We start from the raw sequence: 22,636 nt of genomic DNA on the forward strand, positions 1-22,636 counted from the left end.
CCCCCCCCCCCCCCCCCCCCCCCCCCCCCCCCCCCCCCCCCCCCCCCCCCCCCCCCCCCCCCCCCTTTTCCTCAATTGTCACTTCCAAATGTCACTTTCACAAACGTTACTTTCCGTTGTATAATAATGTAACGACAATAAGTATAAGAGAGGAAAGAGAAATGAATAAAAAAGAAGTACTGGAAATTAGAAAACAATTTACACCCGCAAACTGTGCGATTACGCGTATTTGCGGATGCTATGTAGACCATGAAAAGACAAAACGTTTAGAATCGAAAGAAGCATTTCTTTCTTTGCCGGAAGAAGAAGCATTTAAGTATTTTGATATTTTTAAGAAAACATTATCAGGGAGTCTGGGGAAGAACCTGTTGAATATGGAATTTCCTTTGGAACAGGAGATGCCGGGAGGAACGCAGGAATTTTTATTGAAATTAAAAAACAGTAAATTAGAAGATGATATGCTTTTGGAAGAGTTTTACGATAAAATAATCGAGAACTATGAGTATGAAGAAAACTATTATATTATTTTGATCCATGCAATGTATGATATTCCGGGAAAAGGAACAGATGAATTAGAAATGTATGATGCATCGGATGAGGTATTTGAATATCTTATATGCAGTATCTGTCCAGTGTCATTATCAAAAGCCGGATTGTGTTATAATGCCGAGGATAACAGGATTGAAGACCGTATACGTGACTGGATTGTAGATAAGCCTGATAAAGGATTTTTATTCCCTGCATTTACAGATCGAAGTACAGATATCCATGGGGTATTGTATTATACAAAGAAATCGCAGGACCTTCAGCCGGAGTTGATCAATCAGGTGCTGGGAGCGAAGATGCCGATGTCGGCGGACTCACAGAAAGAGACATTCCAGATGATCATTGAGGATACGCTCGGCGAAGATGGTGATTATGAAACGGTAAGAAATATTCATGAGACTCTGAATGAAATTATTGAAGAACATAAAGATGAGCCGGAACCAGTATCCTTAGATAAAACAGATATGAAGAAAATCTTTGAGAATAGTGGCGTATCAGCAGAACAGATGGAGATATTTGAACAGACATTTGAGGCTGCAGCGGGCGAAAAATCAACACTTATTGCAGAAAATATTGCAGAGACAAGAAAATTCAATATTGAGACACCTGACGTGGTTATAAAAGTAAACCCGGACAGAGCTGATTTGATTGAAACAAGGATAATTGATGGAAGACAATGCATTGTGATTCCTGTTGATGACCATATAGAATTGAATGGGATTAATGTCCGTACAATAAAACGCCCGCAGGCAGATGAATAAAAGGAGATGAGTTAAATGAAACAGGATACACTAGAAGGCAGAGCGAAAACCAAAAACGGCGTAAAGAGATTGTGTTTTTCTGTGGTTTGTATTTTGCTGGAAGTTCTTTTTGTTATAGTTATGCTCACCAAATTGAACAGATACGCAGAATTTGTCAATCTGCTGACAAGGATTCTGGCAGGCGGTTTGGTTTTGGGACTTTATGCATCCAACAAAACTTCGTCTATGAAAATGCCATGGATAATTTTGATACTTATATTTCCGATAATGGGAGTTGGTTTGTACTTGATGATTGGATTAAACGGCGGAACTCGTAAAATGAGAATACGGTACAAAGACATTGATAATATTATTTTGCCGTTACTTCCGGAAAATCAAGAAACTTTAGGAAGATTAAACGAGAAAAATCCAAAAGCCGGCAATATTGCTTACTATATAAAGAAAAATGCAAATTATCCGGTATATCAGAATACAGATGTAACATATTACAGTGAAGCGGTAAAAGGACTGGAAGCCCAGCTTGAAGAATTGTCAAAAGCAGAAAGTTTTATTTTTATGGAATACCATGCGATTGAGGATGCACAAGCGTGGTATATGATCCAAAAGGTTTTGGAAGAACGAGTACAAGCAGGAGTAGAAGTTCGCATTTTTTATGATGACATGGGGTCAATCGGATTCATAAATACAGATTTTATAGAGAAGCTTGAGAATGTAGGGATTCAGTGCCGTGTATTCAATCCATTTATGCCGGGTCTGAATGTATTTCTAAATAATCGAGATCATCGTAAAATTACGGTTATAGATGGAAAAATCGGATTTACCGGTGGCTATAATCTTGCAAATGAGTACTTTAATTTTACACATCCATACGGACAGTGGAAGGATACGGGGATTCGTTTAGAGGGAGACGCAGTCCGGTCATTGACGATAACATTTTTAGAAATGTGGAATGCAGTCAATGATAAAGATAAAAATGATACGAATTTTGAAAAATATTTATTACCATATGAGTATCATGCAGAACAAAGCGGATTTATCCAGCCTTATGCGGACAGTCCGATGGATGATGAGCAGGTGGGCGAAGAAGTTTACATCAGCATGATAAATAAAGCAGAAAAATATTGTTGGTTTATGACGCCGTATCTGATTATTACAGATGAGATGATGCATGCAATGTGTCTGGCTGCGAAACGCGGGGTTGATGTAAGGATAATTACACCGGGAATTCCGGATAAGAAATTAATTTATAGTGTTACACGTTCATTTTATCACGGACTGGTAAAAGATGGAGTGCGTATTTTTGAATGGACTCCTGGATTTTGCCATGCAAAAATGAGTGTAGCTGATGATTGTATGGCTACGTGTGGAACCATAAATCTGGATTATAGAAGCCTTTATCATCATTTTGAAAATGGATGCTTTATGGCAGATTGTAGCGCAGTTACTTTGATTAGAGAAGATTTAGAAGCAACCATGAAAGAATGCTGTGAAGTGACGGAAAAATATAGTTCAGGGAATAGTGCTTATTTGCGTCTGGGCCAATTGTTTATGAGATTATTTGCAGGATTATTATAGAAATGAAAACAGATTTAAAAAGAGAAAAACAAGAGTTACGGAAACAAATAAAAAAGAAAATTTCAGAACTTTCAATAGCGTATTGTAAGTCAGCAGATGAGAAGATTAGCAAACATGCATTAACACTTCCTGAATATGAGAATGCAAAGGTAGTCTTTTGTTATGTGGGAACGAAAGATGAAATCAATACAACGCCGATGTTACAGGAAATATTAAAATCAGGCAGGAAGCTTGGTGTTCCAAAGTGTATTTCAAAAGGTGTTATGAAAGTTTATGCGATTACAAGCCTGGATGACTTGGAAGAAGGTGCTTATGGCATTATGGAGCCAAAAGGTTACTGCGAAGAGATACCACCGCAGAAGATTGATCTGGCATTTGTACCATGTGTCACATGCAATAAAAAAGGTGACAGACTCGGATATGGTGGGGGATTTTATGACAGATATCTTAGTCAGACAGATGCGTGGAGAGTAATCTTGTGCAGAGAAAAAATACTTCTGTCGGAGATACCGACAGAAGGGCATGACTTGATGATGGATGTTGTGGTATCCGAGAGAGAAATTGTTCGATATCAAATGGAAAATTAGAGAAAAATATTAAAAAACTGTGAAAATACAAGAGGTTTTCTTGACAAATATAATCAATGCTCATAAAATAACCGTTAGACATCTAACTAATTACTGATGAAGAAAAGAGGGATGATATAAGTGAATGATGAAAAAGAAATGTCAATCGTCAATATTATGAATCAGATTATGCATATGGAGATGAATTGTGCCAGTCAGTCGTTAAAACAATATGAATTAAAACCATGGCAGGCAGCGATGTTTTTCTCATTACATCAAAATAGTGGTATGTCACAAAGGGAATTAGCTAAAAAGATGAAACTGACACCACCGACGATCACATCGGGAATTAAGAAGATGGAAAAGCAGGGCTTGATCGAGCGCCGGCCTGACGAACAGGATCAACGAATTATGAGATTATATTTGACAGAAAAGGCAGAGAATTGTCTTGAACAGGTTTGGGGTGTAATTAATAAGATGGAAGAGATGTTAGTTTCGGGGTTTAGCATAGAAGAAAAAATCCTGCTTAGAAGATTTTTACTCCAAATGCTGGATAATTTAAAACAGCATACGGAACGTACAACCGACCAGAAAAACAATTAAAACAGAAGGAAGAAAGGATTTGTACTATGGGTAAATTATTCAAATATCTGAAAACGTACTGGAAGATGGCATTTGTTATATTGCTTGTACTTTTGGTTCAGGTATATTGCGACTTATCTCTGCCAAGTTATACGTCAGATATCGTAAATGTTGGAATTCAGCAGGCAGGTGTCGATGACAAGATACCGGAAGCAATTTCAGAAGAAGAGATGGAGAAAGTATTGTTGTTTGTACAGGCAGATGACAGGCAGACAGTGCTGGATGCATATGAAAAAGATGAGAATACTTATAATCAAACAACATATGTATTGAAGAAAAATATTCAGGATAACGAAGAGAAAACAGAAGAATTAGAAGAAATTTTATCTGTTCCGATGATGATGACAGCTGGATTTGAACAAGGAAGTGATACAACAGCTAAGATTGAAGAGCAGTTGCGTGCAAACATTCCGGCCGAGATGCTTCCAAAAGATGCAACAGTATTTGATATTTTGAAAATGCTGCCGGAAGAGCAACTTTCACAGATGACTGATAAGATGAAAGACCAAATGGATGATATGCCGGATACGATCATAGAACAAGCCGGAATCAGTTATATCAAAACGGCATATGAAGATCTTGGTATGGATATGAATCAGATACAATTCCATTATTTGTTTGTAACAGGAGGAAAGATGCTTGCACTTGCATTACTCGGAATGTTGGCAAGTGTTCTGGTCGGACTGCTGGCATCACGCGTGGGTGCATCAACAGGACGCGACCTTCGTGGCAAAGTGTTTAGAAAAGTTGTTGGATTTTCCAATAATGAATTTGATCAGTTTTCAACAGCTTCATTGATCACAAGAAGTACCAATGATATTCAGCAGATACAGATGTTGATCGTTATGCTTCTTCGTATTGTATTATATGCTCCGCTTATCGCAATCGGCGGCATTTATAAAGTATTCCAAACAAATGTATCTATGTCATGGATCATTGCATTGGCAGCGATTTTAATCGTACTGGTAGTTTCTGTATTGTTTATTGTTGCAATGCCAAAATTTAAGATCATGCAGCAATTGGTTGATAAACTGAATCTTGTAACACGTGAAATCTTAACTGGTTTATCAGTTATCCGTGCATTTAGTACAGAAAAACATGAAGAAGAAAGATTCGATAAAGCGAATAGAGATTTGACAAAAACCAATCTTTTTGTAAACCGTGCTATGACATTTATGATGCCGGTCATGATGGTAGTTATGAATGCAATTTCTGTACTGATCGTATGGACGGGAGCGCATGGCATAAATGACGGTCAGATGCAGGTCGGTGATATGATGGCATTTATCCAATATACAATGCAGATTATCATGGGATTTTTAATGCTGTGTATGATTTCTGTCATGTTACCTAGAGCAGCTGTTGCAGCAGAGCGTGTAGATGAAGTGTTGACAAGCAAGACGATCATCAAAGATCCAGAGCAACCGAAACATTTGCCAAAGAAAACAGAAGGCGTTTTGAAATTCAATCATGTAGCTTTTAAATATCCTGGTGCAGATGAAGATGTTCTTGAAGATATTGACTTTACGGCACATCCGGGACAGACAACGGCCATTATCGGAAGTACCGGAAGCGGAAAATCTACATTAGTGAATTTGATTCCTCGTTTCTATGATGTGACAGAAGGCTCTATTACATTGGATGGTATTGATATCCGAGAAATGACACAGCAGGAGCTGAGAAGTAAACTGGGATATGTTCCACAGAAAGGTGTTCTGTTCTCAGGAACGATTGGTTCGAATATTATGTTTGGCAATCCGGACGGAAATGAACAGGATATGGAAGAGGCAGCCAAGATTGCACAGGCAACAGAATTTATCGATACAAAATCCAAAAAATATGACAGTACAATTTCACAGGGCGGTGGAAATGTATCAGGAGGACAAAAGCAGCGTCTTTCGATTGCACGTGCGATTGCAAAACATCCAAAACTCTTTATTTTTGATGACAGTTTTTCAGCACTGGATTATAAGACAGATGTAGCACTTCGTAAGGCATTGAAGGAAAAAACATCAGACAGTACTGTGTTAATCGTAGCACAGCGTATTAGTACAATTTTGCATGCGGAACAGATTATTGTTCTGGACGATGGAAAGATTGCCGGAGTCGGTACTCATCAGGAGTTGCTGAAAAATTGTGAGGTATATCAGCAGATTGCAGCTTCTCAGTTATCAGAAGCAGAATTAAAGGCGGGATTAGAAGAAAATGGGAAAGGAGGAGAACAGTAATGAGTGAAAATCGAGGACCAAGACGTGGGCCGATGGGTCATGGACGTATGGGTGGAGAAAAGGCAAAAGATTTCAAAGGTACCATGGGAAAATTAATTAAATACATGAGTGCATTTAAGATTCAGATGCTGTTCGTTGTGATCTTTGCCATTGGAGGAACTGTCTTTAATATCATCGGACCGAAAATACTTGGTAAAGCAACAACAGAGATTTTTAATGGACTGGTAAGCAAAGTTTCCGGCGGAAGCGGAATGGATTTTGAAAAGATTGCAACTATTTTGCTGACAGCATTGGCATTGTATGTAACGAGTGCATTGTGCTCGTTGGTACAGGGCTTCTTGATGACGGGAGTTTCACAAAAAACAACATACCGATTGAGAAAAGAAATTTCACAGAAAATCAATCGTATGCCAATGAATTACTTTGATACGAGAACACATGGTGAAGTGCTTTCAAGGGTTACGAATGATGTGGACACTCTGGGACAGAGTTTGAATCAGAGTGCAACACAGATCATAACTTCGACAACAACGATCATCGGTGTACTTGTGATGATGTTGTCAATCAGTCCTCTTATGACGCTGGTTGCACTCTTAATCCTTCCTGTTTCACTTGGCATGATTTCATTTGTAATGAAACATTCACAGAAATATTTCAAAGGACAGCAGGAATATTTGGGAAATGTAAATGGTCAGGTGGAGGAAGTTTATTCTGGGCATAATATCGTGAAAGCCTTTAATAAGGAAAAAGATGTGATCGAAGAGTTTGAGAAGACGAATGATAAATTATATGATTCAGCATGGAAATCACAGTTCTTTTCCGGAATGATGATGCCGATCATGCAGTTTGTGGGAAATTTAGGATATGTAGGGGTAGTTATACTCGGAGGCATTTTAGCTGCTAAGAAGACGATTGAGGTCGGAGATATACAGTCATTTATCCAGTATGTAAGAAACTTTACTCAGCCAATCCAGCAGCTTGCACAGGTTGCAAATATGCTACAGTCCACAGCAGCAGCTTCAGAACGTGTCTTTGAATTTCTTGAAGAAGAGGAAGAAGATCAGACAGTTCCAAATCCGGTATCAGTAGAAGGGTTAGAAGGAAATGTTACATTTGAGCATGTGCATTTTGGATACAATGAGGATAAGATTATTATCAATGATTTTTCTGTTGATGTAAAAGAAGGACAGAAAATTGCGATTGTTGGACCGACAGGTGCTGGAAAAACGACAATGATCAAGCTTTTGATGCGTTTCTATGATGTGAACAGCGGGGCAATTTTGATTGATGGACACAATGTTAAGGATTTTAACAGAAGTGAATTAAGACAGATGTTTGGAATGGTACTTCAGGATACATGGTTGTTCCATGGAAGTATAAAGGATAACATTAAATATGGAAAGCTGAATGCGACAGATGAAGAAGTGATTGAAGCTGCAAAGGCGGCAAGAGTACATCGATTTGTACAGACATTACCGGGTGGATACGATATGGAATTAAACGAAGAAGCAAGTAATGTGTCACAGGGACAGAAACAGCTTCTTACAATTGCGAGAGCAATTCTTGCAGATCCTAAAATATTAATCCTGGATGAGGCTACAAGTTCTGTAGATACAAGAACAGAAATTCAAATCCAAAAAGCGATGGATACGCTTATGAAGGGAAGAACAAGTTTTGTGATCGCACACAGACTTTCTACTATACGTGATGCAGATGTGATCCTGGTTATGAAAGATGGAGATATTGTAGAACAGGGCAATCACGAAGAACTGCTTGCAAAAAATGGATTCTATGCAGATTTGTATAACTCACAGTTTGAAAATACAACAGAACAAGCATCATAAATCGAATGAAAAGATGGAAAGAGACCTTAAGTGACGGGTCTCTTTCTTCTATGTTATATTGTTATTATAGGGTGAAAGAATAACGATATAATTGTTTTTTAAATAGAAATGTGAAAAAAGGGTTTCACAAAAGGGTGTTTCCATATTATAATGCAAGGTAATGATGTATTTACAAAAGGAGAAATCATAGTATGGAATCGGGGTTAACACATTTTGATGAAAATGGTAAGGCACTGATGGTGGATGTGACAGATAAAGGCGAGACTGTTCGTGAGGCAACTGCCGCAGGAAAAATCATGGTCAGCAGAAAAGTATATGAAGCAATTGCAGCAGGAACAGTTGGAAAAGGAGATGTCCTGGGAGTGGCGACAACAGCCGGGATTATGGGAGCTAAGAGAACCGCTGAGCTGATTCCGATGTGTCATATTCTTCCAATCACGAATTGCAGAGTGACGTTTGATATGGATGAAGAAAGTTGTACAATCTACTGCTATTGTACAGTGAAAGTGACAGGAAAGACAGGCGTAGAGATGGAAGCACTGACAGGGGTCAGTGTTGCACTTTTGACCGTGTATGATATGTGTAAGGCATTGGATAAATCGATGGAGATCGGTGAGATTTATCTTTGTAGAAAGACGGGCGGTAAGAGTGGCGAAGTGCGAAATGAGAAAGTACCATATATACAGCATGAAAATAAGACACCTAAGAATGATCCGTTAAAAGATTTGGATTATCAGTTGGGTAATCCGAATAGAAAACGGACGGTAACAGGACGCGGAACACTGGATGATTTGGATTTATTATAAGATGCAAAAAGAAAGGAAGATTGAACATGAAGTGGAAAAGTTTTCGCTTAAAGACAACTACACAGGCAGAAGATATCGTGAGCAGTATGCTGGCAGATTTGGGGGTTGAAGGAGTTCAGATTGAAGATAAGATTCCTTTGACAGCGGCAGATAAGGAGCAGATGTTTGTGGATATTTTGCCGGAAACAGAGGCTGATGACGGAATTGCATATTTAAGCTTTTATTTAGAAGAAGATGCGGATACAGAAAGTATTTTGAAAAATGTCCGTCAGGAACTGGAAGAAATGTCAGAATTTATGGATCTTGGAGAATGTTCTATTGAAGAATCCGAGACAGAGGATGTGGATTGGGTAAATAATTGGAAACAATATTTCCATCAGTTTTATGTAGATGATATTTTAATCATTCCGTCATGGGAAGATGTAAAACCGGAAGATGAGGATAAGATGGTGATCCATATTGATCCGGGAACAGCATTTGGAACAGGAATGCATGAGACAACACAGTTATGCATTCGCCAGATCCGTAAACATGTGACTTCGGATACAGAAATTCTTGATGTTGGATGCGGAAGTGGAATCCTTGGAATGCTGGCACTTAAATTTGGAGCGAAACATTCCGTAGGAACAGACCTTGATCCTTGTGCAATCGATGCAACATATGAAAATATGGAAGTGAATGGTATTTCAAAGGATCAGTATGAAGTTATGATCGGAAATATTATTGATGATAAAGCGGTACAGGATAAGGTTGGATATGAATGCTATGATATCGTTGTGGCAAATATTCTTGCAGATGTGTTAGTCGCTCTTACACCGGTGATTGTAAATCAGCTGAAAAAGGGTGGTATATATATCACAAGCGGAATCATCGATGATAAAGAAGAGACTGTTGTTGAAGCTGTGAAAAAAGCAGGACTGGAAGTGCTGGAAGTGACATATCAGGGTGAGTGGGTGTCTGTAACAGCACGAAAGAACTAATTAAAAGGAGAGACAAAAATGCATCATTTTTTTGTTGAACCAACGCAAATCTGTGGAGATACGATTGCAATAGAGGGTTCGGATCTGAACCATATGAAAAATGTGTTGAGGATTAAACCAGGAGAATCGGTTGAAATCAGTGACGGAAGTTCAAACAGATATATATGTGAAGTGGACGAGTATGAGCAGGACTCGGCAAGACTACATATCTGTGATAAGATTCAGGATGATGTAGAACTTCCGTCCAGAATTTATCTGTTTCAAGGACTGCCAAAAGCTGATAAGATGGAATTGATCATACAGAAAGCTGTGGAGCTTGGTGTTTATGAGGTGGTTCCGGTTGTGACAAAGCGTGCAGTAGTAAAACTGGATGAGAAAAAAGCTGCCAAGAAGGTTGCGCGCTGGAATGCAATCGCAGAAGGAGCGGCAAAACAGTCCGGAAGAAACAGAATTCCAGAAGTTCACGACGTTATGACATTTGCAGAGGCATTAGAATTTGCAAAAAGCTTAGATGTCCGTCTGATTCCTTATGAGAAAGCAGAAGGAATGGGGACGATGAAATCAGCTGTAGATCAGATTAAGCCGGGTGAAAGTATTGGGGTTTTTATCGGACCGGAAGGCGGATTTGAAGAGGCGGAGATTGAACAGGCGATGGAACAGGAGATTATACCGGTTTCGTTGGGAAAAAGAATATTGAGGACAGAGACGGCAGGGTTGACAATTTTATCAATTCTGATGTATCACTTAGAATGTGAGATTCATAATTTATAGTAAGAAACGTTCAGAGCAACAGTGAAAAATCTGAACAAGACAGAGAAGGAAAGGTAACATGGAAGTTTATTTAGATAATTCGGCGACAACAAGAGCATATCCGGAAGTTGGAAATATTGTATATAAAGTAATGTGTCAGGATTATGGTAATCCGTCTTCGATGCATCGTAAAGGCGTAGAGGCGGAGCATTATGTGAAAGATGCAAAAGAAATTTTAGCAAAGCTATTAAAAGTAAATGCGAAGGAAATCTTTTTTACATCAGGAGGTACAGAAAGCGATAACCTGGCTTTGATCGGAGCAGCACGGGCAAATCGACGCAGGGGGAATCATTTGATCACATCTTCAATCGAACATCCAGCTATTTTAAATACAATGCATTATCTGGAAGAAGAGGAAGGATTTCGGGTGACATATTTACCGGTAGATGAGAATGGACGTGTTCGTTTAGAAGCATTAAAAGAGGCACTGTGCCAAGATACGATTTTAGTATCCATCATGTATGTTAATAACGAGGTGGGTTCTGTCCAACCGATTGAAGAAGCTGTAAAAATCGTAAAAAACTTCAATCCAAGAATTCTCTTCCATTCTGATGCAGTGCAGGGATTTGGAAAGTACCATATTTATCCGAAACGAGTTGGGATTGATATGCTTTCAGCAAGTGGACATAAAATCCATGGACCAAAAGGAACAGGATTTTTATATATAAATGAGAAAGTAAAGATTAAGCCGATTATTTTCGGAGGAGAGCAGCAGAAGAATATTCGTTCCGGTACAGAAAATGTTCCGGGAATTGCAGGACTTGGACTTGCGGCAAAGATGATATATCAAGATCTGAACATGAAAGTTTCACTGATGAGGGAACTGAAAGCTCATTTTATAGAAGGAATATCGAAAATAGAACACGCAACGGTGCATGGTCTGACTGATGAAAATAGTGCACCTCATATTATAAGCGTTGGCATTGCAGGGGTTAGAAGTGAAGTGTTGCTGCATACTTTGGAAGATAAAGGTATATACGTGTCTTCAGGTTCTGCGTGTGCATCAAATCATCCTGCGATCAGTGGAGTATTAAGAGGAATTGGAACTTCACAGGAGTACCTGGATTCGACATTGCGTTTCAGTATGTCAGAATTTACAACAAAAGAAGAAATTGACTATACGTTGGAAACACTATATAATTGTGTACCGATGTTAAGGAGATATACAAGACACTAAAAAGGAGAAAGATATGAAATTTCATTCATTTTTGATCAAATACGGTGAGATTGGAATTAAAGGAAAAAATCGTTATATATTTGAGGACGCATTGGTTCGTCAGATTCGATTTGCATTGAAAGATGTAGATGGAGAATTTTATGTTCACAAATCTTATGGAAGAGTATATGTGGATTGTGATGGAGAGTATGATTATGAAGAGACTGTAGAAAGTCTTGCAAGAGTATTTGGAATTGTTGGAATTTGTCCGGTTGTCCGTCTGGAGGATAAAGGCTTTGAAGAACTGAAAAAAGAAGTGGTTGCTTATATGGATGAGATGTATCCGGATAAGAATAAGACTTTTAAAGTAGAGGCGAGAAGAAGTAAAAAGAGCTATCCTCTTCAGTCTATGCAGATTAACTGTCAGTTAGGTGAAGTGATTTTAGATGCATTTCCTGAGATGAAGGTAGATGTACATCATCCGGATATTATGTTGAATGTAGAAGTCCGTGAAGAGATTTATCTTTATTCAGAGATTATTCCGGGACCGGGTGGAATGCCGGTTGGAACAAACGGAAGTGCGATGTTACTTCTGTCAGGCGGAATTGACAGCCCGGTTGCGGGATATATGATCGCAAAACGAGGAGTTTCCTTGGAAGCAACATATTTTCATGCACCACCGTATACAAGCGAACGTGCAAAAGAAAAGGTTGTAGATCTTGCACGTCTTGTATCAAAATATTCAGGACCGATCAAATTGAATGTTGTAAACTTCACAGATATTCAGTTGTATATTTATGAGAAGTGTCCACATGAAGAACTCACGATCATTATGCGTCGTTATATGATGAAGATTGCAGAACATTTTGCAAAACAGGACGGTTGTCTTGGCATGATCACAGGGGAGAGTATTGGACAGGTTGCAAGTCAGACAATGCAGAGTCTGAATGTGACAAATGCGGTTTGCACATTGCCGGTTTATCGTCCGCTGATTGGCTTTGATAAACGTGATATCGTAGAAATTTCAGAAAAAATCAACACATATGAGACTTCAATACTGCCATTCGAAGATTGCTGTACAATTTTCGTGGCGAAACATCCGGTTACAAAACCAATTTTGGAGAAGATTGAAAAATCAGAATTGAATCTGGCAGAAGGTATTGATGAATTAGTACAGAAAGCGATTGATACAGTAGAAGTGATTAAAGTAAAATAATTGTTGCTGGTCACAGGTACTGTGAACAGTAACAAATAATCAAAACAAAAAGGCTGTCGTAAAAGACAGCCTTACTACTTGACAAATGTAAGTCGATTACTTATTTGATGATGTATGGCTCAAGAGCTGCAAGGATATCATCCAATTCGCCATCGGCATGAATGTTCAGGTCGATTGGTTTTGAAAGATCCAGGCTGAAGATACCCATAATAGATTTAGCATCGATTACATATCGTCCAGATACAAGATCAAAGTCGTTATCGTATTTTGTGATTTCATTTACGAAAGACTTTACTTTGTCAATTGAGTTTAAAGAAATCTGTACAGTTTTCATGTTATAATCCCTCCTTGATATACGAAAAAGTACGAGGTTTTCCCTCTTAGCTTATTCTACGAGATAGGAATATAAAAGTCAAGAAACTGATAGAAAAAAGAACGATAGAAGGAGAAAAATTAATGAAAAAAGTAGCGTTGCATAATTTGGGATGCAAGGTGAATGCGTATGAGACAGAAGCCATGCAGGAAATGCTGGAAAAAGAGGGGTATGAAATTGTTCCGTTTAAAGAAGGCGCAGACATTTATATTATTAATACATGTACAGTGACGAATATTGCAGACAGAAAATCCAGACAGATGTTGCATCGTGCGAGAAAAATGAATCCGGATGCAATTGTAGTTGCGGCCGGATGTTATGTGCAGGCACAGGAAAATGAACATCATGAATTAGATTCCTGCATTGACATTGTAATTGGAAATAATAAAAAACAAGATTTGATTCAGATTTTGGATGAATATGAATCAAAATGTAAAACAGAGAAAGTAATTGATATTAATCATACAAATGAATATGAAAACCTAAATCTATCTCGCACCGGAGAACATACAAGAGCTTACATCAAAGTACAGGATGGATGCAATCAGTTCTGTTCATATTGTATTATTCCGTTTGCAAGAGGCCGCGTGCGCAGTCGTTCTCTGGAAGATGTAGTACAGGAAGTAACAACATTATCTGGAAATGGTTACAAGGAAGTTGTTCTTACAGGAATTCATCTGAGTTCTTATGGAGTTGATTTTGAAGAACAGGAAGCGAGAAAGAAAACAGATTTACTGACATTGATTCTGGCAGTTCATGAAATTCCGGGTATTGAACGTATTCGTCTGGGTTCTCTGGAACCAAGGATCATCACAGAAGAATTTGCTAAAACAATAGCAGGACTTCCGAAGATGTGTCCACATTTTCATTTATCTTTACAGAGCGGGTGTGATGCAACTTTGAAACGTATGAATCGCCGCTATACAACGGGTGAGTATTATGAAAAGTGTGAGCTTTTGCGAAAATATTTTGACCACCCGGCGTTGACAACGGATGTAATTGTAGGATTTCCGGGAGAGACAGAAGAAGAGTTTGAAGAATCAAAAGCATTTGTCGACAAAGTAAACTTCTATGAAACACATATTTTTAAATATTCTAAACGGGAAGGAACAAGGGCAGCTGTGATGGAAAATCAGGTGCCGGAACAGATAAAGGCAGAAAGAAGTGCACAATTGATTGAGCTGGGAGCAAAAAAACAGGAAGCATACGAGAAAGAAATGGTTGGAAAAGATGTAGAAATCCTTGTGGAAGAACCAGCACAGATCAACGGAAAAGAAGTACAAGTCGGGCACACAAAAGAATATATAAAAGTTGCATTGGAATCAGATGAAAATTTACAGAATCAGATTGTCAAGGCGCGAATAGATGACCATTCTCAAATTATCCATTGAATTTTAAACGGGATTATATTAGAATGATAAGTAGGGAATCTGGCAACTTTGTTTTGCTGGAGGATGTTTTGTGGCTGTCTGGGACAGATGCGAGATGTAAATTTATTATGGGTTATAAAAATAATGACCGGTAATGAAAACAATACAATGTTAGACATAAAAAGAGAAAGGTGGAAAAAACATGAGTGATTTGAGTAATACACAATTCTTTCAGGTTGAACCAGGTCCGCAGATTTCTGCAAAAGATATCTTAGAGATCGTTTTCAAAGCGTTGAAAGAAAAAGGATATAATCCGGTAAACCAGATTGTTGGATATATTATGTCCGGAGATCCAACTTATATCACAAGTTACAATGGAGCAAGAAGTCTTGTGATGAAAGTGGAGAGAGATGAACTGGTAGAAGAGTTATTGAAGTCGTATATTCAGAATAATTCATGGGAATAATTAAATTATGAGAATTATGGGATTGGATTATGGCACGAAGACAGTTGGGGTTGCAATTAGTGACGCACTTGGTCTGACGGCTCAGGGTATAGAGACAATAGAACGAAAAGAAGAAAACAAGCTGCGTCGCACATGTGCACGCATCGAAGAACTGATTCGTGAATATGAAGTAGAAAAGATCGTGCTCGGCTTTCCAAAACATATGAACAATGATGTGGGAGAGAGAGCAGAGAAGTCACTGGAATTTAAAGCAATGTTAGAACGAAGAACCGGACTTGAAGTGGTCATGTGGGATGAACGCCTGACGACGGTTGCTGCGGAGCGTACATTGATTGAAAGTAAAGTAAGACGAGAGAATCGGAAAAAGTATATTGATAAGATTGCAGCAGTATTTATATTACAGGGATATCTGGATTCGCTGCAGATTTTAAAATAAAGGGGAGACCTATGGAGAAGATTACATTTACATTTGAAGATACAAACGAAACAGTTGACTTTTTCGTTTTGGAGCAAACAAAGTTAAATGGTGCTACATACTTACTCGTAGCTGATAATGAAAGCGATGATGCAGAATGTCTGATTTTGAAAGAGACAGAGTCAGGAAATGAACAGGACAATCTGTATGATATCGTAGAAGATGATAATGAATTGACAGCAGTTTCGAAGGTGTTTGAAGAACTGTTGGAAGATGTTGATATTACATTGTAAATATCCGACAAAGGATAGTTGCGATAGATTTACTACACAGGAATTGGAGTAGACGATGGAACAGGAAAAGGTGGAGAAACTACTTCGGGCAAAGTTAAAAGAACGGGGCTTGAAGATTACACAGCAGCGTCTGCTTGTATTGTCCACGCTTGCAAAAAGCAACGGTAATCACATGGCAGCAGAAGAGCTGTATGCACAGATACAACAGCAGTATCCGGAGATTGGATTGGCTACTGTATATCGTACATTACAACTTTTATATGAGATGCAGTTGATAGACCGCATTAATCTGGATGATGGTTGTGTGCGTTATGAGATCGGGCATTTGTTCGAAGGTGAGATGAAACACAGTCATCATCATTTAATATGTAGGAAATGCGGGAAAGTATTTCCGTTTGATGATGATTTGTTAGATGGATTGGAAACGCATATTCAGGAAAAAACAGGATTTCATATTGTGGATCATGAGTTGAAATTTTATGGTGTGTGTAAACAATGCATGGAACAAGAATAAAACTCCGGTTTTTGTCAGTACAAAAAATAGATGGAGGTGTGAAATTTTTGAAAAAGCAAAATACAGGAAAATTGCGTATCATTCCTTTAGGTGGTCTGGAACAGATTGGAATGAATATAACAGCCTTTGAATATGAAGACAGTATTATTGTTGTGGATTGCGGTCTCGCATTCCCGGAAGATGACATGCTTGGTATTGATCTGGTTATTCCGGATATCACATATTTAAAGGATAACATTAGCAAGGTGAAGGGATTTGTGATCACTCATGGACATGAAGATCATATTGGTGCCTTGCCTTATGTGCTTAAAGAAATTAATATTCCGATTTATACAACTAAATTAACAATGGGAATTATTGAAAATAAATTGAAAGAACACAATTTGCTTCGTTCTACAAGAAGAAAAGTTGTGCGTCATGGTCAGTCTATCAATTTAGGAAAATTCAGAATTGAATTTATTAAAACAAACCATAGTATACAGGATGCATCCGCTTTGGCAATTTATTCACCGGCAGGAATTGTGGTGCACACAGGAGACTTTAAAGTAGATTACACACCGGTATTTGGAGATGCGATCGATTTACAGAGATTTGGAGAAATTGGTAAAAAAGGCGTACTTGCATTAATGTCAGATAGTACCAATGCAGAGCGCAAAGGATTTACTCAATCTGAAAAAACAGTAGGTATTACATTTGATCACATTTTTGCAGAGCATCAGAATACACGAATTATTATTGCAACATTTGCATCGAATGTGGATCGTGTGCAGCAGATTATCAATTCTGCATATAAATATGGAAGAAAAGTAGTTGTAGAAGGTCGAAGTATGGTGAATATTATTTCGACAGCTTCAGAGCTTGGCTATCTGAATGTACCGGAGCATACATTGATTGAGATTGATGAGATGAAGAATTATCCACCGGAGAAGATGGTGCTGATTACAACAGGAAGTCAGGGAGAATCGATGGCTGCTTTGTCTCGTATGGCAGCAGATGTGCATCGCAAGGTCACAATTCAGCCGAATGATACAATTATATTTAGCTCGAATCCAATCCCGGGAAATGAAAAATCAGTTTCACGTGTGATCAACGAATTATCTTCAAAGGGAGCAAACGTAATATTTCAGGATGCTCATGTATCCGGGCATGCTTGTCAGGAAGAATTGAAATTAATCTATTCTCTTGTAAAACCGAAATATGCGATTCCGGTTCATGGAGAGTATCGTCATTTGAAAGCAAACTCTGAAATTGCAATGTCTCTTGGGATTCCAAAGGAGAATGTATTTATTATTCAATCAGGAGATGTTCTGGAGCTTTGCGATGAAAGCGCAAAAGTGGTAGATAAGGTTCACACAGGAGCAATTCTGGTAGATGGTCTTGGTGTTGGAGACGTTGGTAATATTGTGCTCCGAGACAGACAGCATCTGGCTGAGGATGGAATTATTATTGTTGTTTTAACTTTAGAGAAGGGAAGCAACCGTCTTCTGGCAGGACCGGATATTGTTTCTCGTGGATTTGTATATGTACGAGAATCAGAAGGTTTGATGGAAGAAGCAAGAAGAGCGGTAAGTGACAGCCTGGATAAATGCCTGAGCAATCGTCATGCAGACTGGAATAAGATCAAATTAACAATCAGGGATACAATGAATGACTTTATTTGGAAGAAAACAAAGAGAAGACCAATGATTATCCCAATTATTATGGATGTGGATGTGTAAGATATGATAGTAGATGAACGTATCGTTACATTCATCAATTCCATGGAGACAGAGAATAGTAAAATATTAGAAGCAATTGAAAGCGAGGCATTGAGTACTTATGTACCGATTATTCGCAAAGAGATGCAGAGCTTTCTGAAAGTACTTCTGACGATTCAAAAACCTATGCGCATTCTGGAAGTCGGAACTGCCGTAGGTTTCTCTGCGTTATTGATGAGTGAGTATGCACCTGCCGGGTGTGAAATTACAACGATTGAAAATTATGAAAAAAGAATTCCAATTGCGAGGAATAACTTTAAAAGAGCAGGAAAAGAATCTCAGATCACTCTGTTAGAGGGAGACGCAATGGAGGTGCTTCCGACGTTAGATGAACCATATGATTTTATATTTATGGATGCAGCAAAAGGACAGTATATTCATTATATGCCGGAAGTGATGCGTTTGCTAAAAACAGGAGGAACGCTGGTTTCGGATAATGTGATGCAGGATGGAAGTATTATAGAGTCAAGGTTTGCAGTAGAGCGACGTGACAGAACAATCCATTCAAGAATGAGAGAATATCTCTATGAGTTAAAGCATCATGAAGAGTTGCTGACATCAATTATTCCATTAGGGGATGGAGTTGCTGTCAGTGTAAAATTAAATAAAAAAGATACAAAAGTTGGAGAATAAAAATAGCAGAATTGAAAGGAAAAGAATATGTCAAGACATCCTGAGTTATTGATTCCGGCAAGTAGTCTGGAGGTATTAAAAACAGCAGTAGTATTTGGAGCAGATGCAGTATATATCGGTGGAGAAGCATTTGGTTTACGTGCAAAAGCAAAGAATTTTTCAATGGAAGATATGAAAGAAGGAATTGAATTTGCACATGCACATGATGTGAAGGTTTATGTTACAGCAAATATTCTGGCACACAATGATGATTTGGAGGGGGTCAGAGAGTATTTTGAAGAATTAAAAGAAATCAAACCGGACGCATTGATCATCGCAGACCCAGGTGTGTTTGAAATTGCAAAAGAAGTATGTCCTGAGATTGAGCGTCATGTGAGTACACAAGCCAATAATACAAACTACGCAACTTATAATTTCTGGTATAAACAAGGTGCAAGCCGTGTTGTGTCAGCAAGAGAATTATCAATGAAAGAATTAAAAGAATTGCGCGCAAATATTCCGGAAGATTTGGAGATTGAAACATTTGTACATGGAGCAATGTGTATTTCTTATTCAGGAAGATGCCTGCTTAGCAACTATTTTACTGGAAGAGATGCGAATCAAGGTGCATGTACACATCCATGCCGCTGGAAATATGCGGTTGTCGAAGAAACAAGACCGGGAGAGTATATGCCGGTATATGAAAATGAGCGTGGGACATATATTTTCAATTCAAAAGATCTTTGCATGATTGAATACATTCCAGAACTTATTGACGCAGGAATTGATAGTTTAAAGATTGAAGGAAGAATGAAGACAGCTTTATATGTTGCAACAGTGGCACGTACTTATAGAAAGGCTTTGGATGACTATCAGAAGGATCCAGAGATTTATCGTAAAAATATGCCGTGGTATCTGGATCAGATATCAAATTGTACATACCGCCAGTTTACTACAGGCTTCTTCTTTGGAAAACCGGATGAAAACTCACAGATTTATGATAGTAATACTTATGTGAAAGAATACACATATCTTGGTATTATCGGAGAAGAAAAAGATGGTCTGTATCGCATTGAACAGCGTAATAAATTTTCCGTAGGGGAGACAATAGAGATTATGAAGCCGGACGGAAGAAATATTGAGGTAACCGTTGGAAAGATTGTAAATGAAGCCGGAGAGGAACAGGAGAGTGCTCCACATCCAAAACAGGTTTTATATATTGATCTTGCAGGACAGGCTGATAAATATGATATCATTAGAAGAAAAGAGTAATATAGTTCTTATTGACTAACCTGCAAAAAAAGTGTATAATTAAAACAATTGTCGACAATTTAATACGCTAAAGTGATGTAGAATTAGTCGGCATTTTTACGTATGAAATGGAGAGGAAAGGTGTAAAAAATGGCAAAGTACACAGTACGGAGAGTCTTTATGGCAATTGTGACGTTATTAGTAGTTGCAAGTGTTACGTTTTTTTTGATGAACGCAATCCCGGGAAATCCGTGGTTATCTGAAAAAACACCTTCGCCGGCAACAATTGAGGCGTTAAATGCAAAATATGGACTTGACCAGCCCCTGCTTGTTCAGTTGGGCAAATATTTAGGAAATCTTGTTCAGGGAGATTTCGGAACATCAATTAAGATGCAGAAAAACCGTGCGGTTTTAGACATTATTAAAGAAATGTTTCCACTTTCAGCAAAAATTGGTAGTTTCGCTTTATTGTGGGCAATAGCAGTAGGACTTCCATTGGGATGTCTTGCGGCATATAAGCGAGGTACTTGGGTGGATAGTTTCTTACGTGTTGTATGTACGATTGGTATTTCTATGCCAGGATTCGTAGTAGCAACAATGTTACTTCACACATTTTGTGGAGGAATTCCTGGAATGAAGTACTTCCCGGCTTTGTTTGATGGTACTCCAAAGAGTTATGTTTTACCATGTCTGGCACTTGGTTTTTATCCAATGTGTTATCTGTCACGTCAGACAAGAACTGCAATGCTGGATTCTATTAATCAGGAATACATTAAAACAGCTCGTGCCAAGGGACTGAAAAACAGCAAGATTATTTTCAAACACGCATTAAGAAATGCATTGATCCCGGTTATCACTTACTTGGGACCACAGATTGCATTCACATTATGTGGTGGTATGGTTGTAGAACAGGTATTCTCAATACCGGGTCTGGGACGTTATTTTATCCAGGCTATCCAGAACCGTGATTATCCATTGATCATGGGAACAACAATTTTCTTGGCGACATTTATTATTATTATGAACCTTGTGGTAGACCTGTGTTATAAATTGGTAGACCCACGAATCAATTTGGCGAAGGGAGGAAACTAAATATGTCTGGAAAGAGAAGATATCAAAGACCAGGCTCTCTTCAACCGAATATTGAAGATATTTTAGAGTGGAGCGAATTGCCGGAAGACGCATTCGAAGATGCAAGTGCTCAGGAGAAAGAGGAATTCATTAAAGTTCGTAAGAGCGTTTCTTATTGGGCAGATGCGTGGCGTAGATTACGTAAGAACAAAGTTGCAATGGTAGCATTTGCAATTATTATCATATTAGTTATTTTTGCATTTGTAGGACCGAATCTGGTTCCTTACACATACAAACAGCAGACTCGTGGAGCAGAGGCATTACATCCATGGCATTATACATTAGAAGATCAGGAAAAGATTGATGCATACATGGAAGAGCATAATGAAGAGGCGAATATGACTCCGGATGAAGCTATTGAGGCGGCCAGAGCAAAGGCTGAAAAAGAGGGGAAAACTTTAAGCCGTGTAGAGGAAGCAAAAATCCGTGCAAAAGCAAGCGTAAAACAGAAGAGTGCAAATGATGAGAAAATCACAGAAGACGATGCTGCAAAAGCACTTGGAATCAAACACAAAGTATTTGGATATTCTACACAAGAGTTGCAGAAAAAAGCAGATGGCGAGAAGGTATTCCCACATGTATTTGGTACAGACGATCAGGGTCGTGATATTATGGTCCGAGTTATGGTGGGAACAAGAGTTTCTATTATCGTTGGTGTCTGCGCAGCACTTATTGTATTGATCATTGGTGCATTGTATGGTTCTATCTCAGGATATTGCGGAGGCGTTGTGGATACTGTAATGCAGCGTATCGTAGAGATTATATATTCTATTCCAGAGATGCTGATCATTCTGTTACTCTCAGCAACGTTGAAACCGGCGTTAGAGAGCTTCCAGAACTCAGGAAACGGACCACTTCAGAATTTAGTTACAATTTTAGGACCTAACCTGATTTCTATGTTTATCGCGTTTGGTCTATTGTACTGGGTAACAATGAGCCGTATTATCCGTGGACAGATTCTTCAGTTAAAACAGCAGGAATATGTAACAGCAGCCCGTGCACTTGGAGAAAAAGGTACACGTATTATTACAAAACATCTGCTTCCAAACTGTATTGGACAGATTATCACAACAACATTCTTGCAGATTCCATCTGCAATCTTCCTGGAGTCATTCCTTTCATTCGTCGGTGTTGGTGTATCTGCACCACTGACAAGTCTTGGTTCTATGTGTTCAGAGGCGTTGAGCGGACTTAGCACATATCCATACAGACTGTTCATTCCGGCGGTCATCTTAAGTGTAATGATTCTGGCACTAAACTTGTTTGGTGATGGTCTTCGTGATGCATTGGATCCAAAATTGAAGAAATAAGAAAGAAAGGGAGG

22 protein-coding genes are annotated in these 22,636 nt (G+C 38.6%); 21 read left to right on the plus strand and 1 reads right to left on the minus strand.

Annotated elements, in window-relative coordinates; translation table 11 throughout:
• Positions 1 to 161: 161 nt before the first annotated feature.
• The 11 genes from LQE94_RS09490 to thiI all read left to right on the plus strand — a co-directional run bounded on the left by LQE94_RS09490 (position 162) and on the right by thiI (position 13,130).
• The gene (locus tag LQE94_RS09490; protein ID WP_240577552.1) at positions 162 to 1,307 is read left to right on the plus strand and encodes a DUF4317 domain-containing protein; all 1,146 of its coding nucleotides are present in this window, start codon (positions 162 to 164) and stop codon (positions 1,305 to 1,307) included.
• A gap of 15 nt (positions 1,308 to 1,322) precedes the next feature.
• Positions 1,323 to 2,882, plus strand: a complete 1,560-nt coding sequence (cls, locus tag LQE94_RS09495) for a cardiolipin synthase (RefSeq protein ID WP_240577553.1) — start codon at positions 1,323 to 1,325, stop codon at positions 2,880 to 2,882.
• Between the two features lie 2 nt (positions 2,883 to 2,884).
• Positions 2,885 to 3,469, plus strand: a complete 585-nt coding sequence (locus LQE94_RS09500) for a 5-formyltetrahydrofolate cyclo-ligase (protein WP_240577554.1) — start codon at positions 2,885 to 2,887, stop codon at positions 3,467 to 3,469.
• 120 nt (positions 3,470 to 3,589) lie between these two features.
• Positions 3,590 to 4,051, plus strand: coding sequence for a MarR family winged helix-turn-helix transcriptional regulator (locus LQE94_RS09505; protein ID WP_022076071.1), 462 nt, complete (start codon positions 3,590 to 3,592; stop codon positions 4,049 to 4,051).
• Between the two features lie 26 nt (positions 4,052 to 4,077).
• Positions 4,078 to 6,318: an ABC transporter ATP-binding protein gene (locus tag LQE94_RS09510; protein WP_240577555.1), complete on the plus strand. Its 2,241-nt coding sequence runs from the start codon at positions 4,078 to 4,080 to the stop codon at positions 6,316 to 6,318.
• On the plus strand, positions 6,318 to 8,162 hold the full coding sequence (locus LQE94_RS09515) for an ABC transporter ATP-binding protein (RefSeq protein ID WP_240577556.1): 1,845 nt from the start codon (positions 6,318 to 6,320) through the stop codon (positions 8,160 to 8,162). Before LQE94_RS09510 ends, LQE94_RS09515 begins: the two co-directional genes overlap by 1 nt.
• Positions 8,163 to 8,353: 191 nt before the next feature.
• Positions 8,354 to 8,968 carry a cyclic pyranopterin monophosphate synthase MoaC gene (gene moaC / locus LQE94_RS09520; protein ID WP_117989405.1) on the plus strand — a complete coding sequence of 205 codons (615 nt, stop codon included), beginning with the start codon at positions 8,354 to 8,356 and terminating at the stop codon, positions 8,966 to 8,968.
• Between the two features lie 26 nt (positions 8,969 to 8,994).
• The gene (gene prmA / locus LQE94_RS09525) at positions 8,995 to 9,948 is read left to right on the plus strand and encodes a 50S ribosomal protein L11 methyltransferase (RefSeq protein WP_118737397.1); all 954 of its coding nucleotides are present in this window, start codon (positions 8,995 to 8,997) and stop codon (positions 9,946 to 9,948) included.
• An 18-nt stretch (positions 9,949 to 9,966) separates the two neighbouring features.
• Positions 9,967 to 10,719 carry a 16S rRNA (uracil(1498)-N(3))-methyltransferase gene (locus LQE94_RS09530; RefSeq protein ID WP_118724441.1) on the plus strand — a complete coding sequence of 251 codons (753 nt, stop codon included), beginning with the start codon at positions 9,967 to 9,969 and terminating at the stop codon, positions 10,717 to 10,719.
• Between the two features lie 58 nt (positions 10,720 to 10,777).
• Positions 10,778 to 11,935 (plus strand): cysteine desulfurase family protein, encoded by a 1,158-nt coding sequence (locus LQE94_RS09535; RefSeq protein WP_118724440.1) that lies wholly within the window; start codon positions 10,778 to 10,780, stop codon positions 11,933 to 11,935.
• A 13-nt stretch (positions 11,936 to 11,948) separates the two neighbouring features.
• Positions 11,949 to 13,130 (plus strand): tRNA uracil 4-sulfurtransferase ThiI, encoded by a 1,182-nt coding sequence (gene thiI, locus LQE94_RS09540; protein WP_022076064.1) that lies wholly within the window; start codon positions 11,949 to 11,951, stop codon positions 13,128 to 13,130.
• Between the two features lie 100 nt (positions 13,131 to 13,230).
• Here the strand turns inward: thiI and LQE94_RS09545 are convergent, their stop codons facing one another.
• Positions 13,231 to 13,464, minus strand: coding sequence for an HPr family phosphocarrier protein (locus tag LQE94_RS09545; RefSeq protein ID WP_022076063.1), 234 nt, complete (start codon positions 13,462 to 13,464; stop codon positions 13,231 to 13,233).
• A 122-nt stretch (positions 13,465 to 13,586) separates the two neighbouring features.
• Between LQE94_RS09545 and mtaB the strand changes: the two genes are divergently transcribed.
• The 10 genes from mtaB to LQE94_RS09595 all read left to right on the plus strand — a co-directional run bounded on the left by mtaB (position 13,587) and on the right by LQE94_RS09595 (position 22,622).
• Positions 13,587 to 14,894: a tRNA (N(6)-L-threonylcarbamoyladenosine(37)-C(2))-methylthiotransferase MtaB gene (mtaB, locus tag LQE94_RS09550; RefSeq protein WP_022076062.1), complete on the plus strand. Its 1,308-nt coding sequence runs from the start codon at positions 13,587 to 13,589 to the stop codon at positions 14,892 to 14,894.
• 181 nt (positions 14,895 to 15,075) lie between these two features.
• A complete protein-coding gene (locus tag LQE94_RS09555; protein ID WP_022076061.1) occupies positions 15,076 to 15,339 on the plus strand; it encodes an IreB family regulatory phosphoprotein in 264 nt (87 codons plus the stop codon).
• A gap of 7 nt (positions 15,340 to 15,346) precedes the next feature.
• The gene (ruvX, locus tag LQE94_RS09560) at positions 15,347 to 15,775 is read left to right on the plus strand and encodes a Holliday junction resolvase RuvX (protein WP_240577557.1); all 429 of its coding nucleotides are present in this window, start codon (positions 15,347 to 15,349) and stop codon (positions 15,773 to 15,775) included.
• 11 nt (positions 15,776 to 15,786) lie between these two features.
• Complete coding sequence (locus tag LQE94_RS09565) at positions 15,787 to 16,047, plus strand: DUF1292 domain-containing protein (protein WP_022076059.1); 261 nt, start codon at positions 15,787 to 15,789, stop codon at positions 16,045 to 16,047.
• A gap of 55 nt (positions 16,048 to 16,102) precedes the next feature.
• A complete protein-coding gene (locus LQE94_RS09570) occupies positions 16,103 to 16,561 on the plus strand; it encodes a Fur family transcriptional regulator (protein WP_240577558.1) in 459 nt (152 codons plus the stop codon).
• 47 nt (positions 16,562 to 16,608) lie between these two features.
• A complete protein-coding gene (locus LQE94_RS09575; protein WP_118724456.1) occupies positions 16,609 to 18,279 on the plus strand; it encodes a ribonuclease J in 1,671 nt (556 codons plus the stop codon).
• A 3-nt stretch (positions 18,280 to 18,282) separates the two neighbouring features.
• Positions 18,283 to 18,951: an O-methyltransferase gene (locus tag LQE94_RS09580; protein ID WP_240577559.1), complete on the plus strand. Its 669-nt coding sequence runs from the start codon at positions 18,283 to 18,285 to the stop codon at positions 18,949 to 18,951.
• 27 nt (positions 18,952 to 18,978) lie between these two features.
• Positions 18,979 to 20,202 (plus strand): peptidase U32 family protein, encoded by a 1,224-nt coding sequence (locus LQE94_RS09585; protein WP_240577560.1) that lies wholly within the window; start codon positions 18,979 to 18,981, stop codon positions 20,200 to 20,202.
• Positions 20,203 to 20,331: 129 nt separating this feature from the next.
• On the plus strand, positions 20,332 to 21,273 hold the full coding sequence (locus LQE94_RS09590; RefSeq protein ID WP_240577561.1) for an ABC transporter permease: 942 nt from the start codon (positions 20,332 to 20,334) through the stop codon (positions 21,271 to 21,273).
• Positions 21,274 to 21,275: 2 nt separating this feature from the next.
• Positions 21,276 to 22,622, plus strand: a complete 1,347-nt coding sequence (locus LQE94_RS09595; protein ID WP_240577562.1) for an ABC transporter permease subunit — start codon at positions 21,276 to 21,278, stop codon at positions 22,620 to 22,622.
• The last annotated feature ends 14 nt before the right edge of the window (positions 22,623 to 22,636 follow it).

Origin of the sequence: Mediterraneibacter sp. NSJ-151, from assembly GCF_022487435.1 — a bacterium.
In the GTDB taxonomy this organism is placed as follows: domain Bacteria; phylum Bacillota; class Clostridia; order Lachnospirales; family Lachnospiraceae; genus Schaedlerella; species Schaedlerella hominis.

Bases quoted from the DNA above. Each gene is read 5' to 3' on its own strand.
- LQE94_RS09490 (WP_240577552.1), top strand. From the start codon at position 162: ATGAATAAAAAAGAAGTACTGGAAATTAGAAAACAATTTACACCCGCA.
- moaC (WP_117989405.1), top strand. From the start codon at position 8,354: ATGGAATCGGGGTTAACACATTTTGATGAAAATGGTAAGGCACTGATG.
- mtaB (WP_022076062.1), top strand. From the start codon at position 13,587: ATGAAAAAAGTAGCGTTGCATAATTTGGGATGCAAGGTGAATGCGTAT.
- LQE94_RS09515 (WP_240577556.1), top strand. From the start codon at position 6,318: ATGAGTGAAAATCGAGGACCAAGACGTGGGCCGATGGGTCATGGACGT.
- LQE94_RS09570 (WP_240577558.1), top strand. From the start codon at position 16,103: ATGGAACAGGAAAAGGTGGAGAAACTACTTCGGGCAAAGTTAAAAGAA.
- LQE94_RS09510 (WP_240577555.1), top strand. From the start codon at position 4,078: ATGGGTAAATTATTCAAATATCTGAAAACGTACTGGAAGATGGCATTT.
- LQE94_RS09585 (WP_240577560.1), top strand. From the start codon at position 18,979: ATGTCAAGACATCCTGAGTTATTGATTCCGGCAAGTAGTCTGGAGGTA.
- LQE94_RS09595 (WP_240577562.1), top strand. From the start codon at position 21,276: ATGTCTGGAAAGAGAAGATATCAAAGACCAGGCTCTCTTCAACCGAAT.
- LQE94_RS09545 (WP_022076063.1), bottom strand. From the start codon at position 13,464: ATGAAAACTGTACAGATTTCTTTAAACTCAATTGACAAAGTAAAGTCT.
- LQE94_RS09590 (WP_240577561.1), top strand. From the start codon at position 20,332: ATGGCAAAGTACACAGTACGGAGAGTCTTTATGGCAATTGTGACGTTA.
- LQE94_RS09530 (WP_118724441.1), top strand. From the start codon at position 9,967: ATGCATCATTTTTTTGTTGAACCAACGCAAATCTGTGGAGATACGATT.
- thiI (WP_022076064.1), top strand. From the start codon at position 11,949: ATGAAATTTCATTCATTTTTGATCAAATACGGTGAGATTGGAATTAAA.
- cls (WP_240577553.1), top strand. From the start codon at position 1,323: ATGAAACAGGATACACTAGAAGGCAGAGCGAAAACCAAAAACGGCGTA.
- LQE94_RS09555 (WP_022076061.1), top strand. From the start codon at position 15,076: ATGAGTGATTTGAGTAATACACAATTCTTTCAGGTTGAACCAGGTCCG.
- LQE94_RS09565 (WP_022076059.1), top strand. From the start codon at position 15,787: ATGGAGAAGATTACATTTACATTTGAAGATACAAACGAAACAGTTGAC.
- prmA (WP_118737397.1), top strand. From the start codon at position 8,995: ATGAAGTGGAAAAGTTTTCGCTTAAAGACAACTACACAGGCAGAAGAT.
- LQE94_RS09535 (WP_118724440.1), top strand. From the start codon at position 10,778: ATGGAAGTTTATTTAGATAATTCGGCGACAACAAGAGCATATCCGGAA.
- ruvX (WP_240577557.1), top strand. From the start codon at position 15,347: ATGAGAATTATGGGATTGGATTATGGCACGAAGACAGTTGGGGTTGCA.
- LQE94_RS09580 (WP_240577559.1), top strand. From the start codon at position 18,283: ATGATAGTAGATGAACGTATCGTTACATTCATCAATTCCATGGAGACA.
- LQE94_RS09500 (WP_240577554.1), top strand. From the start codon at position 2,885: ATGAAAACAGATTTAAAAAGAGAAAAACAAGAGTTACGGAAACAAATA.